Here is a 15,886-nt window from a genome sequence, read left to right as displayed (position 1 = left end):
TTAGTGGCCGGCGTCAGCAGCGCCCTCGGAAAGCAGTCCGAAGACGAAGGGCGAGAACGACCGCCAGCACTCGACCCGGAACTGATCCTCAGCTGTGCGGAAGAGGATGATCTCCGCCTTGCCGAGGATCGTGCGCGAGCAGCCACCTACCGGGAAGATCGCCAGCGACAGATCCTGCGGGCAGCCGCTGTTGATAGCCACGTCGGCGCCCGGACCGCTGACAATGACGGCGACGTTGCGATGCGAAATGTCGACCGCCGAATGCAGCGTGCCGCTTGAGGCCGCTGCCGCCATCAGGTCGGCTTGGCTCTCATCGATGACCAGCCACTCGTCCGGGCCGATCCACAGCGCATGGCGCGGGCCGGAAGAAGCCGAGGTCTTCGGCCGGGTCGGCAGCGTCACGCCAAGTGCGGCCGAAAGGGCCGGCAGTGCGTCGGCGCCGGCGCGCAGCGAAATGCGCGTTGCTGCCGGCGCAGGCGTCAGGATCGCCTCGGCCGAGCCCCCGCGCGCGGTGAGTGCCGCCTTGCGGCTTGCAGTAACCTGGTCAGCCATGGAGGCGGCCCCCTTCCTTGTCAAAGAACACCATGTCGCTCACTTCGACGGCAATGGTGCGATCGGTCATCGGCACGTAGAGCGTCTGGCCGAGGCGCTCGCGGCCACCGGCCACCATGGCCAGCGCAATCGAGCGACCGCAGTTTGCCGACCAGTAGGACGACGTCACGTGACCGAGCATGGTCATCGGCTTCGGCTGGTTCGGGTCGGCGACGATCTGCGCGCCTTCCTCCAGCACCACCTTCGGATCCTTGGTGAGAAGACCGACAAGCTGCTTGCGGCCATCCTTGACGAGATCCGGGCGTTTCAGGCCGCGGATACCGACGAAGTCGGGCTTCTTCTTCGAGACGGCCCAGGAAAGACCGGCATCGTCCGGCGTCAGGGTCCCGTCGGTGTCCTGGCCGACGATGATATAGCCCTTCTCGGCGCGCAGCACGTGCATGGTTTCCGTGCCATAGGCGCAGGCGCCCATCGGCTCGGCCCGTGCCCAGATCGCTTCCCATACCGCCTGGCCATAGTCTGCCGGCACGTTGACTTCGAAGCCCAGCTCGCCGGTGAACGACATGCGGAAGAGCCGTGTCGGCACGCCGCAGATCCTGCCCTCGGCGACGCTCATGTGCGGGAAGGCCTCGTTGGAGAGGTCGATGCCCTCGACGAGCGGCGCGATGATCTCGCGCGCCTTCGGTCCTTGCACGGCGATGACGGCCCACTGTTCCGTCGTCGAGGTCAGCCACACCTTCAGGTGCGGGAACTCGGTCTGCAGATAATCTTCCATGTGGTTCATGACGCGCGGCGCACCGCCGGTCGTCGTCGTCACGTGGAAGCGATCCTCCGCCAGGCGACCGACCACGCCGTCGTCATAGACGAAGCCGTCGTCGCGCAGCATGATGCCGTAGCGGCAGCGGCCGGGCTTCAGGTTGTCCCAGGCGTTGGTGTACATGAGATTGAGGAACTGCGCCGCATCCGGGCCAACAACCTCGATCTTGCCGAGCGTCGAGGCGTCGAAGACACCAGCCACGTCGCGCACCGTCTTGCACTCGCGCGCGACCGCCTCATGCATGTCTTCGCCGGAGCGCGGGTAGAACCAGGCACGCTTCCAGTTGCCGACATCCTCGAACTCGGCGCCATGCGCCTCCTCCCAGGCATGGATCGGCGTCTTGCGCGCGGGGTCGAACAGGGCACCACGCGAGTGGTTGACGATCGCTCCGAAGGTCACCGGCGTGTAGGGCTGGCGGAAGGTCGTCAGACCCACCTGCGGAATGTCCTTGCCAAGCGCTTCGGCGGCGATCGCCAGACCATGCATGTTGGAAAGCTTGCCCTGGTCGGACGCCATGCCGTTGGTGGTGAAGCGCTTGATGTGCTCGATCGAGTGCATGCCTTCGCGCACCGCCAGACGAATGTCCTTGGCGCAGACGTCGTGCTGGAAGTCGATGAAGGCCTTGACCGTGGTGTCCGGCCCGGCGCCTTCTGCAGCGCCGATCATGCCGCCGGTCCAGCCGTAGCGGTTTTCGCCCGAAAGCGTCACCTGCGCACCGCCCTCTGTACCGGCCGCACGCGCGGTCAGTTCGCCGGCCGCAAGCGCCTCGTCGATGGTTGCCTGCAGGTCGTCGGTGCCGTTGCAGGCGCCGATCGACAGGCAATCCTGCAGGTACGTGCCTGGCAGGAAGCGCTGCGTCGCCGCATCGAACTTCACCTTGCCGCGCGACTGCGAGAACAGGTGCACCGACGGTGTCCAGCCGGCCGAGACCAAAAGCGCGTCGACGGCGAACTTGCGGGCCGAGCCGCCGCCATTGCGGGCGACACTGATCGAGTTGACGCGGAGCTTGCCACCGGCCTTGATCACCGAATGCCCGGTCAGCACCTCGATGCCGAGCTTGCGCGCTTCCGCCAGCACCGCCTCGCCCGGATTTTCGCGGCAGTCGACGATAACAGGAACCGAAACACCGGCCCGCTTCAGGTCGAAGGCCGCCTCATAGGCCGAGTCATGCGCCGTGTAGACGCCAACCTTGGAGCCGACTGCGACGCCGAAGTGATTGAGATAGGTGCGGCCGGCCGAAGCGAGCATGATGCCCGGGCGGTCGTTGTTGGCGAACACCATGTGCCGCTCGATCTGGCCGTTGGCGAGGATCACCTTCTTGGCGCGCACCTGCCAAAGTCGCTCGCGCGGCAGCGACTTGTCGAGGGCCGCCAGATGATCGGTCACGCGCTCGACGAGGCCGACGAAATTGTGGTTGTAGTAGCCGAAGCCGGTGGTGCGGGTGAGCACCGTGACGTTGTCCATGGAGGCAAGCGTCTTGGCGGCCTCCTGCGCCCAGTCCCAGCCATCCTTGCCGTCGATGGTCGTGCCGCTCTCGTAGCGAAGCGCACCACCGACTTCCGGCTGCTCGTCGCAGATGATCACCTTGGCGCCGGCCTTGGCAGCGGCAAGTGCTGCGGATAGACCGGCAACACCCGCACCGATGACAAGCACATCGCAATGCGCGTAGCGGCTGGCATAGTGATCCGGATCGGCTTCCGTCGGCGTAACGCCGAGGCCGGCAGCACGGCGGATGAAGGGTTCGTAGATCGCGTGCCAGGCGGCCTTCGGCCACATGAAGGTCTTGTAGTAGAAGCCGGCGGCGAAGAACGGTGACATCAGGTCATTGAGACCGCCGATGTCGAAGGCGAGCGACGGCCAGCGGTTCTGCGATTCCACCTTCATGCCGTCGAAGACTTCCTGCACCGTGGCGCGCACGTTCGGCTGGCGCCGGGCGGCATCCCGCGAGACGTCAAGCAGCGCGTTCGGCTCCTCGGCACCGGCCGAAAGAATGCCGCGCGGACGGTGGTACTTGAACGAGCGGCCGACGAGATGGATGCCGTTGGCAAGCAGCGCCGAAGCGACCGTGTCGCCTTCGAGCGCCGTCAGCGTGCGGCCGTCGAAGGTGAAGCGCGCGGTGCGGGCGGGGGTCAGGCGGCCGACGCCTGGAATGCGATTGGCGCCCATCATTTCGCGGCTCCCTTATCCTGGCCGTTCTTGTCCTGCTCGCTTTGAAGAATGGTGGCGATGTCAGGTTTCGGTTCGCCAGCCTTGTAGGTGGTGTAGAAACGGTCGCTGACCGTGTCGCGGGCGGCGTTGAAGAATCGGCCGCAGCCATGGATGTGGCGCCAGCGTTCGAAGATCAGACCCTTGGGGTTCTGACGCAGGAAGAAATATTCCTCGAACTGTTCGTCGGTGATGTCGGCGATGTTTTCCGGGCGGGCGATATGGGCGTCGCCGGCACCGCGGAACTCGAGCTCGGAACGCTCTTCCTCGCAATAGGGGCAGTAGATCAGAAGCATCTCGAAATCCTCAGTGCGCAACGGCGGCGGCAGCCGCTTCGTCGATGAGCCGGCCGGTGCGGAAGCGCTCCAGCGTCAGCCCTGCGGCGAGACGATGCGGCTCGCCCTTGGCGATCAGATGGGCGAAGAGATGGGCCGAGCCCGGCGTCGCCTTGAAGCCGCCCGTACCCCAGCCGGCGTTCAGGTAGAGGCCCGGAACCGGCGTGACGCCCTGGATCGGCGAGCGGTCCTGGGTGACGTCGACGATGCCGCCCCACTGCCGCATCATCTTGACACGGCGGAACATCGGGAAGAGCTCGCAGATGGCGTCCAGCGTGTGCGTGATGATCTGCAGGCCGCCGGTCTGCGAATAGGAATTGTACTGGTCGGTGCCGGCGCCGATGACGAACTCGCCCTTGTCGGACTGCGAGATATAGGCATGCACCGAGTTCGACATGACGACGCAGGGGAAGATCGGCTTCAGCGGTTCGGAGACCAGCGCCTGCAGCGGCTGGCTCTGCAGCGGCACGCGCACATCGGCCATCTGCATTAGCACCGAGGTGTGGCCGGCGGCGGAAATGCCGACCTTCTTGGCGCCGATATAGCCGCGATTGGTGTCGACCCCGACGACCCGGCCGGTCTCGTCGCGGCGGATGCCGGTCACTTCGCAGTTCTGGATGATGTGCACGCCGCGGTCGGAGGCCGCACGCGCATAGCCCCAGGCAACCGCATCGTGGCGGGCCGTGCCGCCACGGCGCTGCAGGGCCGCCCCGTTGATCGGGTAGCGCGCAGTCTTGGCGATATCGAGCGGCGGGCAATAGGCCTTGGCCTGCTCCGGCGTCAGCCACTCGTTGTCGATGCCGTAGAGACGGTTGGCATTGATGTGGCGCTTGAACGACTGCTGGTCATGGATGTTGTGCGACAGCATCATCACGCCGCGGGGCGAATACATGACGTTGTAGTTCAGATCCTGCGAGAGGTTTTCCCAGAGCTTCAGCGAATGCTCGTAGATGTCCATGCTCTCTTCATAGAGATAGTTGGACCGGATGATCGTCGTGTTGCGGCCGGTATTGCCGCCGCCGATCCATCCCTTTTCGAGCACCGCGACATTTGAGATGCCGTGCTCCTTGGCAAGGTAATAGGCTGCTCCCAAGCCATGGCCGCCGCCGCCGATGATGATGGCGTCATACTCCTTGCGTGGCTCCGGCGATGCCCAGTGCGGGCCCCATCCCTTGTGGCCGCGCAGCGCCTCGCGCGCCACGGCGAAAACTGAATATTTGCGCATCGGCCCGTTACTCCCGGTGATCATTCTCGTTGGAGTTAGAAATCGCAAATCCGAGACCTGCGCAACGTTTCTTTTGCGACGCATTTGCGTGGACTTGCGCGCAGTTGCGACATGACTATGGATCGGTTAAGCGGCGCGGGATAAGTCGCGCGACACTCGTATCTCAGGTTTTTTTCAGCGCCGCCTCATGTCGTCGCTGGACTTTCGCCTGATGATCTGGTATCCGCTCATCTAATCGTAAAGCTTCCAGCTTAGCGAATGTCACTCTTTTGCCTCCGCACCTGACGGAGCAGCAAACAACACGAACCAAGGAACGGGATTCACGTGCAGGTACTAGTCCGCGATAACAATGTCGATCAGGCGCTCCGCGCTCTCAAGAAGAAGATGCAGCGCGAAGGCATTTTCCGCGAAATGAAGATGCGTGACTACTACGAGAAGCCGTCCCAGAAGCGCGCTCGCGAAAAGGCTGAAGCCGTTCGCCGCGTCCGCAAGCTGGCACGCAAGCGTGCACAGCGCGAAGGCCTCCTGGCTCGCTGATTTGTCGTTTTTTCGACGCTATTCGATGTAAGTCGTGGCGGGGGCGAAATATCGCCACCGCCTTTTTTTGGTATGGACATCTTTTCCGCCGACAGGCTAGCGTGCTCGACGCTGCCACCGACGGACGACCGACCGGAGTGTTTGGACCGGTGGTCTGCCAAGGCCGACTTTGGCCCGGCTTGAGGAGCCCGCGGGGAGTTCAGCGGCTCCAGAAACGGAAAGCCGATGGCTTTCGAGACCTTGTCGATTTGAGGGATCAACCTTTGACACTTGCTGCCATGACTGCGGACGTCTCCGGTTTTAATGTCCATGAGGCGTCTCGCCGCCACCAGCGCAAGCCGAGGCTTGCCGCCATGCTGCTTCTCGGCTCGGCCCTCCTCATCGCCGGCTGCACGACCGACGGTCCGGACTCCGTCACCAACAAGGTCGAGCGCGAACAGGGCTCGCAGGAAAACATCGCCTCGCTTTCGAGCGTCATCGCCTCCAACCCGAGCGATCCGGAAGGCTACAATGTCCGCGGCTCGGCTTACGGCCGCGCCGGCGAATACCGCCGCGCGATTGCCGATTTCGACCAGGCGATCAAGCTGAACCCGCGCTTCTACCAGGCCTATGCCAACCGGGCGCTCGTTCATCGCAACATGGGCAATACCCAGGCAGCGCTTGCCGACTACAACACGGCCCTGCAGCTCAACGCCAACTACGACGTCGCTTATATCGGCCGCGGCAATCTCTATCGCCAGGCCGGCCAGCTCGATTCCGCCTTCAACGATTTCAACAAGGCCATCCAGCTCGATACCACCGATCCGCGCGCCTATCACAATCGCGGCCTGATCTACCAGGCACGCAACCAGCACGGCCAGGCGATCGAAGACTTCTCGACCGCGATCTCGCTGTCGCCGAGCTCGCCGGAACCCTATAACGGCCGCGGCATCTCCTATGTCGCGCAAGGCGACGACGACAACGCCTTCTCCGACTTTAACACCGCGATCAACCTGAACGGCAAGGTCGCCGAATCCTGGGCCAACCAGGCGCTGATCTACGAGCGCAAGGGCGACAAGGCCAAAGCGTCGAAATCCTATTCGCACGCGCTGCAGCTCGACCCGAAATACGAGCCGGCCCGCGCAGGCCTTGCCCGCGTCAAGGCATCCTGAGCCAACCCGATCACGCATTTCGAAACGCCCGCGACCGCATCGCGGGCGTTTTCGTTTGCAGGCATTGCCCCCTGCACAGCGGAACCTTCCTGCCCGCCATCCGTTTGCTTGAAGCATCAAGAACGGAGACTAGCCATGATCAAACGAACCCTCGTCACTGCGCTGGCGCTCGCCGCGCTTGCCACGGGCCCGGCCGCCGCGCAAAACTATGTCGCCCTTGGCCGCCTCGTTTGTGGTTCGGAAGGCGGCACTGGCATGATCCTGACCTCAACCAAGAACCTGATGTGCACCTTCACGCCCACCAATGGCGCACCGAAGGCCGTCTATGCCGGCACGATCCGCAAGATCGGCATCGACATCGGCAAGACGGGAAAGAGCACGATGATCTGGGACGTGCTTGCCAAGACAGGCACACCGATCAGCGAATTCGCGCTTGCCGGTGAGTATTACGGCGTCGGCGCCGATGCGAGTCTCGCCGTCGGCGGTGGCGCCAAGGTGATCGGCGGCGGCACCAACAAGGCGTTTATGCTACAGCCGGTCAATGTCCAGGTGCAGGAAGGCCTGAACCTCGCCGTCGGCATTGACGAGCTGACACTGGCACCGGCTGGCTAAGTCGACCTGGACTAAAGCTCGACACATCGCCGCATACGGCGCGCGCATGTCCTTCAACGCAAAACGCCCGCCGAAAGGCGGGCGTTTCTTTATCGGTCGATGCGAGCAGCCCTCAGGCGTGCAGCGCCTTGACGATGTCTTCCGTCACCTTCTTGGCGTCGCCGAGCAGCATCATCGTGCCGTCCTTGTAGAACAGCGTGTTGTCGATGCCGGCATAGCCGGAGCCGAGCGAACGCTTGACGAACAGGCAGGTCTTGGCCTTGTCGACGTCGAGGATCGGCATGCCGTAGATCGGCGAGGACTTGTCGTCGCGCGCCGCCGGGTTGGTGACGTCGTTGGCGCCGATGACATAGGCGACATCGGCCTGCGCGAACTCGGAATTGATATCCTCGAGCTCGAACACTTCGTCATAGGGAACGTTTGCTTCAGCCAGCAGAACGTTCATATGGCCGGGCATGCGGCCCGCGACCGGATGGATCGCATATTTGACCTCGACGCCGGCCGCCTTCAGCTGATCGGCCATTTCGCGCAGCGCATGCTGTGCCTGGGCGACCGCCATGCCGTAGCCGGGCACGATGATCACCTTGGAGGCGTTCGCCATCAGGAAGGCCGCGTCATCGGCCGAGCCCTGCTTGACCGTGCGCTGGACACCGTCCTCGCCTGCGGCCGCTGCTGTCTCACCGCCGAAGCCGCCGAGGATGACCGAGATGAACGAGCGGTTCATGCCCTTGCACATGATGTAGGAGAGGATCGCACCGGACGAACCGACGAGCGCCCCGGTAATGATCAGCGCCAGGTTACCGAGCGTGAAACCGATACCGGCCGCGGCCCAGCCCGAATAGGAGTTGAGCATCGAGACCACCACCGGCATGTCGGCGCCGCCGATCGGAATGATGATCAGCACGCCGAGCGCCAGCGACAGTACGACGATCAGCCAGAACACCGTCGTGCTCTGGGTCAGGACCAGCATGATCACCAGCACGACGAGCGCGGCGGCCAGGCCGGCATTGATCGCATGGCGACCCGAAAGCATGATCGGTTTGCCGGACATGCGACCGTCGAGCTTTAGGAAGGCGATGACCGAGCCGGTAAAGGTGATCGCGCCGATGGCGACGCCGAGCGACATTTCGACCAGCGCCTGCGCGTGGATGTCACCGATCGTACCGATGCCGAAGCTTTCCGGCGCATACATGGCGGCAGCCGCCACCATGACGGCGGCAAGACCGACCAGCGAGTGGAAGGCGGCGACCAGCTGCGGCATCGACGTCATGGCAATGCGACGGGCGATCACGGCACCGACGCCGCCGCCGATGGCAAGGCCAAGCACGATCAGCATCAGGCCACCGAAGCTCGGCTTGGCAAGCAGCAGCGTCGTGACGATGGCAATGCCCATGCCGACCATGCCGTAGGTATTGCCCTTGCGGCTGGTGGTCGGATGCGAGAGGCCGCGCAGCGCCATGATGAACAGGACGCCCGAGACGAGGTAGAGGAAGGCTGCGAAGTTGGCGTTCATCAGGCCGGCCTCACTTGTCTTTTTTCTTGTACATGGCGAGCATGCGCTGGGTGACGAGGAAGCCGCCGAAGATGTTGACGGAGGCGAGCACCAGCGCGATGAAGCCGAAGCCGGTCGCAAGGCCCGAGGCGGAAATGCCGACCGCCAGCAGGGCGCCGACGACGATGACCGAGGAGATCGCGTTGGTGACCGCCATCAGCGGCGTGTGCAGCGCCGGCGTCACCGACCAGACGACGTAGTAGCCGACGAAGATCGCCAGCACGAAGATCGCCAGGCGAAAGACGAAGGGGTCGATCGCACCGCCGGTGGCGCCATGGGCGACGGCACCGGCCGCATCCGGCACGTATTCGGCCGCGGTGCGGACCGCTTCTACCGCCCGGTCGAGATCGGCGAGCGCCTTGTCGAGAAGTTCATTCGCCATCACTTGTCCCCCTTGCTGGCGCCGAAGTTCGGATGCACGACCTGACCGCCATGGGTGAGCGCCGTCGCCTTGACGAGCTCGTCTTCCATGTTGAGCGCGAGCGCCTTGGTCTCCTTGGAGACCATCGTCTCCAGGAAGGTGACGAGGTTCTTGGCATAAAGCCCGGAGGCGGAAGCGGCGATGCGGCCCGGCACATTGAGATGGCCGATAACCTTGACGCCTTCGACCTCGGCGACCTTGCCGGCCTCTGCCCCCTCGACGTTGCCGCCGCGCTCGACCGCAAGGTCGACCGCGATCGAACCGGGCTTCATGCTCTTCAGCATCTCGCGGGTAACGAGCCGCGGCGCCGGGCGGCCGGGGATAAGCGCCGTGGTAATAACGATGTCCTGCTTGGCGATATGCTCGGCGACAAGTGCTGCCTGCTTGGCCTGATAGTCCTTGGACATTTCCTTGGCGTAGCCGCCGGCGGTCTCAGCCGCCTTGAACTCGTCGTCCTCGACGGCGATGAACTTGGCCCCGAGCGAGGCGACCTGCTCCTTGGCGGCGGGACGCACGTCGGTTGCCGAGACCACGGCCCCGAGACGGCGGGCCGTCGCGATCGCCTGCAGACCGGCAACGCCGGCGCCCATGACGAAGACCTTGGCGGCAGGAACCGTGCCGGCCGCCGTCATCATCATCGGCAGCGCCCGGTCATATTCGTAGGCCGCGTCGATGACCGCCTGATAGCCGGCGAGGTTGGCCTGGCTGGACAGCACGTCCATCGACTGCGCGCGCGTGATGCGCGGCATCAGCTCCATCGCAAAAGCGGTCAATCCGGCATTCGCCATCTCGGCGATCGCCGCCTCGTTGCCGTAGGGATCCATGATGGCGATGACGATGGCGCCGGACCTGTAGCCGGCAATCTCGACACTCGTCGGCCGACGGACCTTGAGCACGACATCCGCCGCCCTGGCGTCTGCCGTCGTGCCGATCCGGGCGCCGGACTTTTCGAACTCGGCATCCGGAATGCGCGACAGAAACCCGGCGCCCGCCTCGACGACGACGTCGAAGCCGAGACCTTTCAGTTTCTTCACAGTATCCGGTGATGCGGCAACGCGACCCTCGTTCGGATCCGTTTCCTTGGCGACGAAGACGATCTCGCTCACAAGTCCCCCCTCCTGGCCGCAATCGAGCCAGGGCCGGAATGCGGGCATTCTCTCCGACTGCAAAGCGGGTGGCCTACCGGGCCGACACGCCCTCATGTGCGCGGCACACCTGTGCCCGGCGCAATCGTCTGGAGCAAGCCATCGCCTGGATGCGGGACCTTTGGCGATCCACCGGCATCGAGCCGCAACCGGGCTCTGCGGGCCTGCTGTCCACTCCTCCCTCACTCGGGTGAGGATTATCCGCCCCTGCCCTCCGACGGGCATCCGGGCCTCAAGCCATATGCGTCGGCACCTCCAGCCGGCGACATGCAACTTCTTCCGGGCAAACGCCCGGTCGCCGAGGAAGCACGGTCTGCGCTCCCTCAACGGTCGGTTTGGTCGCGCCGATTAGCGAAGGAAGAAGAAACCGGCGACGTTGATCAGAATGAAAAGCACGATCGAGGAGATCAGGCCCATCGTCGTGAAGAAGCCGGCAGCCATCGCGATCAGCAGGGCGACGCAGAAAAGCGTGCCGTACTTCGAGGCACTCAGGAACATGAGGTAGGTCTTCTCGTGTTCCGGATAGTCCATCGGAGCGCCCACATCGACCGGTCCAGAATGATGCTCAGCCATCGTTCAAAATTCTCCCTGAATGCCGCGGCGCCACCTTGGGGTCATCGCCGCCCTATCGAAGCACGGTCTCGCGAAAAGCCGCGAAACCCTTATAGCTGCCCTTACACAATGCGCACGGCTGGCGCAACGAAAACCCGTTCTTTAGCCATACCTGATGGGGCGAAATGTCACGCCACACAGCAAGGTGCGGCGCGCCTCGACGCGCCCCGAATTCGCATTCGCAATCGAGGCCGCTTACCGGAAGACGGACGTCCGGTAGGAGCGGCCGTAGCCGGTCTGCGCCATGCGCGCGGTCGGCAGGATCGTCAGCGGCGCAAACGGCACCTCGCTGCGGTCGGCAAACATCATGCGGCGTTCGAACGGTTCGGAATCGAAGACCGGGTAGCGGTCGAGGATCGACGGCCGCTGCCCCCGCACCTGTGCCACCAGAAGCGCGCCGTCGGCATTGTAGACACCGAGGTTCTCGCGCTTGGCGACAACCGTCTCCGACGCAAAGATGCGTTTGTAGAAAGCCGCGTGTCGCGGACGGCAGGCCGTCAGGCAGCGGTCGGCAGCGAAATACTCGCACGCCATCGCGACCGGTCGCAGCGTCAGATAGGGAAGCGCCCGCATCTCGTCGCCGATCACGTCAGGATCGACCGCCAACCGGCCGGGATCGACCAGCACCATGCCGGCGTCGAGGAACGCGTCGATCTCGGGAGCGAAGATCATGCCCGACGTGCTGGCGCGATGATCCGACGTCACATGATGAACGCGCACGGTGCTGACAAGCACTTCGTCGAGATAGAGACCGAAGACATAGGCGTGACTGTCGAAATCGAGATCGTCGATCAGCGTCGAGCCGGTCAACTCCATCAGATTGACGGACTTGTAGGACTTGTAGCGCAGCCGCGCGATGTCCTCCATGTCCTCGCCGGTTTCGACCCGCCGGTATTCGACGCGATCGAGCAATTGCATCAGTTTTTCAGAAAAGCGCCCAGGCTCAGCCTGGTGAACCTTCTCACCCATACTCAACACCTCATGGTTAACAAATCGTTAACCTATTGACGGGTGATGAGGCGGCAACCGCAAATCGAAACAGTTCACCGTTAACTTTTCGTTAACCATAAAAATTCGTGAACTTATTTGCTCGATTTGAAATCAAGCGCACCAAAGCGGGATCAATTTGGCGCACCTAATCAATGACTTGCTACCGGAAAACCAGCAGCAAAACAGGACAGTTTTAAGAAGATTTCAGGGGTTAGGCGATGCGCTTGCTGGTGGTTTTTGTGCCTCGTTTTGGCACACCATTCTTGCAAAGCGTAGCAATGGCCGAAGCCGGCATGGGCGCGGCAAAGACGAAGCCCTGTATCAGATCGGCACAATTGTGCTCGTTGATAAGTTGTAGCTGGTCCGCCGTCTCGACACCTTCGACGACGATGCGCAGGCCGAGCGCGCGGGCAAGGTTGGCGGTCCCGCGCAGAAGCTTGAAGCGCCGAGAATCCTCGCGGATGTTGCGCACGAAGGAACGGTCGATCTTGATGATGTCGACCGGCAGGGCATCGAGATAGCTGAGGCTCGAGTAGCCGGTGCCGAAATCGTCGATGGCGATGGTGATGCCCAGTCCGCGCAGTTCGCGCAGGATCGCCTGCACCTTCAGCGGCTCGTCCATCAGGCAGCTTTCCGTCACTTCCAGATGCAGCCGCGCGGCATCGAGACCGGTTCCGCGAAGTGCGTCCGTGACCATGACCACGATTTCGCTGCTGCGAAGGTCGAGCACCGACAGGTTGACCGACACCGATACGTCGCCCGGCCAGTTCATGCAGTCCCGGCACGCCTGATCGAGAACAAAGCGGGTGATTTCCGTGACCAGCCCGAGCTCTTCGGCAAGCTGGATGAATACGTTCGGCGGCACCGGCCCGCGTTCCGGATGGGTCCACCGCGCCAACGCCTCGCAGCACTCCACGCGCCCGCCGTTCGGGGCGAACATCGGCTGGTAGGAGAGCGTCAGGCAGCGGGCGTTGATCGCCTCGCGCAGGTCCGCCTTCAGCTTCTGGCGATCGACGTAGCGCGCATCCATCTCGGCCTCGAAGGCCGTGCAGCCGCCGCGGTTGCGCAGCTTTGTTTCCGAAAGCGCAAGATCCGCCTTGATCTGCAAGTCCTCGAGCTTGAGGTCGAGGCTCGAAGCGATGACGATGCCAGCGCTCATCGTCATGCTGAAGGTGAAGCCGCCGGCTTCGTAAGTGTCGCGCAGATCGGCATGAAGTCCGCGCATCCGCTCTTCGAGTGCAATAGCGTCACTGCCATCGGGAATGAACACGACGAACTCGTCGCCCATCAGCCGCGCGACGATCGCATCGTCACCGGCAAGCACCCTTAGCCGGCCGGCAATCGCATGAAGCAGTCTGTCGCCGACGATATGGCCGCGCATGTCATTGACGTGCTTGAATTCCGTTACGTCGAGAACCATCAACCCGACCAACCGTTCGGCCGTGTCGTCCGCGCTCACCGTCGCCTGCACCAGCTCCCCGAAATAGTCGCGGCTCGGCAGCTGCGTCAGCTTGTCGAACCGCACCATATGCAGGATCTGCTTTTCCGCCTGGACGCGCGCGGTCACGTCTTCAAAAATCAGCACCGTGTCGCCGTTATCGCGGCGGCTCGCCGAAAATTCCAGATGCAGCTCTTCGCTGACGGGGATCAGCACCTGCGGCCGCTTGCCCTTGAGCAGAAGGTCGAGCTGGCGCGAAATGGCCTTGGTCTTGTCCGGATCGAGCCGCATGCGCCGGGCGCCGCGCCGGATCACATCATCGAGCAGCCAGCCCTTGAGTTCGGTGCGGTCGCCGAGGGCCAGCAGTTCGCAGGCCCGCTCGTTGGCGACGACCACCCGGCCATCGGCATCAAGCATGAACAGCCCATGCGTCATGTTGTTGAGCGCCGTGTCGAACTGGCCGGCGATCGTGGCGATCTCGCGCGCTGCCATCACGTTTTCATAGAGGAAGGCGCGCACATTGTTGGCCATCATCCAGGTGGACAGGATGAAGGGCAGGATCAGCACGGCAAGCGCCAGCATGAACACGTCCTGCAGCGTGATCAGGCCGATGACGATCGGCAGGCAGGCCGAGGAAGACAAGAGGAGCACGGCCCGCTCGGAGCCGTAATTGCGACCGACGAGCGAAATCATCGACGCAAGCGTCACCGAAATGGTGGCGAGCTCGGAAAAGGAGTCCTGGCTGATGGCGATGGCGTAGCCACAGGCAATACCGCAGGTGAGCGTGACGCTGACGCCGCCGACGATGTAGCGGTTCTCCCACTTGCGGACCATCGCCCGATCAGCATTGGAGAAATCCTGCCGGTCGAACCGCGCCATGTCGAGATTGCGCAGCGCCCAGAGGACGAAGATCACACCGGAGCAGGCGAGATAGAGCGGATCACTGGTTTTCAGATAGACGAGCAGGAACGTCACGACATGCGACAGCATGCCGATCACCAGCGTTTTGCGATGTTCGTAGAGCGAGCTCACGGATGACAGATACACGTCAGTCGGAAGAGCGCTCTGTCCAAGTCGCATCATGAACCAAGCTCCGGTTTACCGGATTGTTAGGGGTGATCACTTAACGAAAGATTTCGTCTAACGCCCCGAAAAATGTACCGAATCCCAGCAAAACCACGGGTCTTCGCCGGCATCGCCCAAGAGTTCAACTCAGTAGTGCGAACCGCACGGGACAATACTCGGTTTCTACAACCAAACATAGGCATTCACACAATGAAACGGCTTGATCGCAACTTCGACAATTCTGCGACGCCCGTAGATGATCCCAAACTTGCGCCTGTGATGGTTACTCGTTCTTGAAGAAATACCTGCGATTTCCTGCCGTTTCGGATCGCTCCTCCTGTCTCGCTGCCCGGGATCGGCGCGACGATCGCGCTCACCACCTTCTCAGTTGACTTTCATCTGCAACTGAAGGCAAGGCTTTTCTCAAGCATCCAACGGAGCCTGATGATGTCGAAACCTGTCGTTGCCATCCCGTGCGATTTCCGCGAATTCGACGGCAATGTCTGGCATGTCGTTGCCCATCAATATGTCCGCGCCGCCGTCGAAGGCGCCGGCGTCATGCCCTTCCTCATCCCGGCACTCGAGACCGGCAACGACATCGACGAGATCCTCGACCGGGTCGACGGCGTGCTGGCAAGTGGCGCCCGCTCGAACGTCCATCCCTCGCTCTATGGAGCCGAGGCCAAGGAGAGCGACGGCCCCTTCGATCCCGGCCGCGACGCGACCAGCCTGCCGCTCATCACCCGCGCGCTGGAGCGCGGCGTGCCGCTTCTCGCCATCTGTCGCGGCATTCAGGAACTCAACGTCGCGCTCGGCGGCACGCTCGCATCCGAAATTCAGGACCTGCCGGGCATCTGGGATCACCGCAAGCCCGACGTGAAGGAACTCGACGTCGCCTACGGCATCCGCCAGGACGTGATCGTCAAGGAAGGAAGCTGCCTCGCGCCGGTGCTCGGCGCCGGCCGCATCCGCGTCAACTCGCTCCATCGCCAGGCGATCGGCGCTGCCGCGCCCCGTCTTGCGGTCGAAGCGGTTGCCGACGACGGCACGATCGAGGCCGTCTCGGTGATCGGCTCCAAGGCCTTTGCCGTCGGCGTGCAATGGCATCCGGAATATTGGGTGCGCACGGACACGCCGTCCGCGAGCCTGTTCAAGGCGTTCGGCGATGCGGTCAGAACCTACGCCGCCGCTCGTCTGGCCGCCTGAGCTATCTGTTTGACCTTGCGCCT

Annotated in this window: 14 protein-coding genes; 4 read left to right on the top strand and 10 right to left on the bottom strand. The window is 63.2% G+C overall.

The window, feature by feature from the left end; translation table 11 throughout:
* From soxG to IB277_RS17930, 4 genes are read right to left on the bottom strand one after another with little or no spacing between them, the layout of a single operon-like run.
* Positions 1–552: a sarcosine oxidase subunit gamma family protein gene (gene soxG / locus IB277_RS17945; RefSeq protein ID WP_090297929.1), complete on the bottom strand. Its 552-nt coding sequence runs from the start codon at positions 550–552 to the stop codon at positions 1–3.
* Complete coding sequence (locus tag IB277_RS17940; RefSeq protein WP_090297931.1) at positions 545–3,538, bottom strand: sarcosine oxidase subunit alpha; 2,994 nt, start codon at positions 3,536–3,538, stop codon at positions 545–547. Before IB277_RS17940 ends, soxG begins: the two co-directional genes overlap by 8 nt.
* Positions 3,535–3,870: a sarcosine oxidase subunit delta gene (locus IB277_RS17935; RefSeq protein WP_034786877.1), complete on the bottom strand. Its 336-nt coding sequence runs from the start codon at positions 3,868–3,870 to the stop codon at positions 3,535–3,537. Before IB277_RS17935 ends, IB277_RS17940 begins: the two co-directional genes overlap by 4 nt.
* A gap of 10 nt (positions 3,871–3,880) precedes the next feature.
* A complete protein-coding gene (locus IB277_RS17930) occupies positions 3,881–5,134 on the bottom strand; it encodes a sarcosine oxidase subunit beta family protein (protein ID WP_090297934.1) in 1,254 nt (417 codons plus the stop codon).
* A gap of 324 nt (positions 5,135–5,458) precedes the next feature.
* Here IB277_RS17930 and rpsU point away from each other — a divergent pair, with 324 nt between their 5' ends.
* The 3 genes from rpsU (at position 5,459) to IB277_RS17915 (ending at position 7,434) form a co-directional block, all read left to right on the top strand.
* Positions 5,459–5,671, top strand: a complete 213-nt coding sequence (gene rpsU, locus IB277_RS17925) for a 30S ribosomal protein S21 (protein WP_034786884.1) — start codon at positions 5,459–5,461, stop codon at positions 5,669–5,671.
* Between the two features lie 263 nt (positions 5,672–5,934).
* Positions 5,935–6,822, top strand: coding sequence for a tetratricopeptide repeat protein (locus IB277_RS17920; protein ID WP_034786887.1), 888 nt, complete (start codon positions 5,935–5,937; stop codon positions 6,820–6,822).
* 135 nt (positions 6,823–6,957) lie between these two features.
* Entirely contained in the window at positions 6,958–7,434 is a 477-nt protein-coding gene (locus tag IB277_RS17915; protein ID WP_034786890.1) for a DUF992 domain-containing protein, read from the top strand.
* Positions 7,435–7,546: 112 nt separating this feature from the next.
* Here the strand turns inward: IB277_RS17915 and IB277_RS17910 are convergent, their stop codons facing one another.
* The 6 genes from IB277_RS17910 to IB277_RS17885 form a co-directional block, all read right to left on the bottom strand.
* Positions 7,547–8,947, bottom strand: coding sequence for an NAD(P)(+) transhydrogenase (Re/Si-specific) subunit beta (locus IB277_RS17910; protein WP_090298083.1), 1,401 nt, complete (start codon positions 8,945–8,947; stop codon positions 7,547–7,549).
* A gap of 10 nt (positions 8,948–8,957) precedes the next feature.
* On the bottom strand, positions 8,958–9,368 hold the full coding sequence (locus tag IB277_RS17905) for an NAD(P) transhydrogenase subunit alpha (RefSeq protein WP_034786897.1): 411 nt from the start codon (positions 9,366–9,368) through the stop codon (positions 8,958–8,960).
* Positions 9,368–10,513, bottom strand: a complete 1,146-nt coding sequence (locus IB277_RS17900) for a Re/Si-specific NAD(P)(+) transhydrogenase subunit alpha (RefSeq protein WP_090298086.1) — start codon at positions 10,511–10,513, stop codon at positions 9,368–9,370. Before IB277_RS17900 ends, IB277_RS17905 begins: the two co-directional genes overlap by 1 nt.
* Before the next feature lie 387 nt (positions 10,514–10,900).
* Positions 10,901–11,125, bottom strand: coding sequence for an aa3-type cytochrome c oxidase subunit IV (locus IB277_RS17895; RefSeq protein ID WP_034786900.1), 225 nt, complete (start codon positions 11,123–11,125; stop codon positions 10,901–10,903).
* A 234-nt stretch (positions 11,126–11,359) separates the two neighbouring features.
* Positions 11,360–12,133 carry a hypothetical protein gene (locus tag IB277_RS17890; RefSeq protein WP_090297938.1) on the bottom strand — a complete coding sequence of 258 codons (774 nt, stop codon included), beginning with the start codon at positions 12,131–12,133 and terminating at the stop codon, positions 11,360–11,362.
* A 232-nt stretch (positions 12,134–12,365) separates the two neighbouring features.
* Positions 12,366–14,675, bottom strand: coding sequence for a bifunctional diguanylate cyclase/phosphodiesterase (locus tag IB277_RS17885; RefSeq protein ID WP_090297941.1), 2,310 nt, complete (start codon positions 14,673–14,675; stop codon positions 12,366–12,368).
* A gap of 429 nt (positions 14,676–15,104) precedes the next feature.
* Here IB277_RS17885 and IB277_RS17880 point away from each other — a divergent pair, with 429 nt between their 5' ends.
* Positions 15,105–15,863 carry a gamma-glutamyl-gamma-aminobutyrate hydrolase family protein gene (locus IB277_RS17880; protein WP_090298089.1) on the top strand — a complete coding sequence of 253 codons (759 nt, stop codon included), beginning with the start codon at positions 15,105–15,107 and terminating at the stop codon, positions 15,861–15,863.
* Positions 15,864–15,886 lie beyond the last annotated feature (23 nt).

Origin of the sequence: Ensifer sp. ENS07 (assembly GCF_014852185.1) — a bacterium.
Taxonomy (GTDB): Bacteria; Pseudomonadota; Alphaproteobacteria; order Rhizobiales; family Rhizobiaceae; genus Ensifer; species Ensifer adhaerens.
Note: the sequence above shows the minus strand (reverse complement) of the source record. Positions and strands in the feature narration are given on the sequence as shown.

Excerpts from the sequence above, each read along its gene's own strand:
- IB277_RS17880 (WP_090298089.1), top strand. The coding sequence starts at position 15,105 with ATGTCGAAACCTGTCGTTGCCATCCCGTGCGATTTCCGCGAATTCGAC.
- IB277_RS17905 (WP_034786897.1), bottom strand. The coding sequence starts at position 9,368 with ATGGCGAATGAACTTCTCGACAAGGCGCTCGCCGATCTCGACCGGGCG.
- IB277_RS17890 (WP_090297938.1), bottom strand. The coding sequence starts at position 12,133 with ATGGGTGAGAAGGTTCACCAGGCTGAGCCTGGGCGCTTTTCTGAAAAA.
- IB277_RS17915 (WP_034786890.1), top strand. The coding sequence starts at position 6,958 with ATGATCAAACGAACCCTCGTCACTGCGCTGGCGCTCGCCGCGCTTGCC.
- IB277_RS17940 (WP_090297931.1), bottom strand. The coding sequence starts at position 3,538 with ATGATGGGCGCCAATCGCATTCCAGGCGTCGGCCGCCTGACCCCCGCC.
- IB277_RS17930 (WP_090297934.1), bottom strand. The coding sequence starts at position 5,134 with ATGCGCAAATATTCAGTTTTCGCCGTGGCGCGCGAGGCGCTGCGCGGC.
- IB277_RS17895 (WP_034786900.1), bottom strand. The coding sequence starts at position 11,125 with ATGGCTGAGCATCATTCTGGACCGGTCGATGTGGGCGCTCCGATGGAC.
- IB277_RS17910 (WP_090298083.1), bottom strand. The coding sequence starts at position 8,947 with ATGAACGCCAACTTCGCAGCCTTCCTCTACCTCGTCTCGGGCGTCCTG.
- soxG (WP_090297929.1), bottom strand. The coding sequence starts at position 552 with ATGGCTGACCAGGTTACTGCAAGCCGCAAGGCGGCACTCACCGCGCGC.
- IB277_RS17885 (WP_090297941.1), bottom strand. The coding sequence starts at position 14,675 with ATGATGCGACTTGGACAGAGCGCTCTTCCGACTGACGTGTATCTGTCA.
- IB277_RS17935 (WP_034786877.1), bottom strand. The coding sequence starts at position 3,870 with ATGCTTCTGATCTACTGCCCCTATTGCGAGGAAGAGCGTTCCGAGCTC.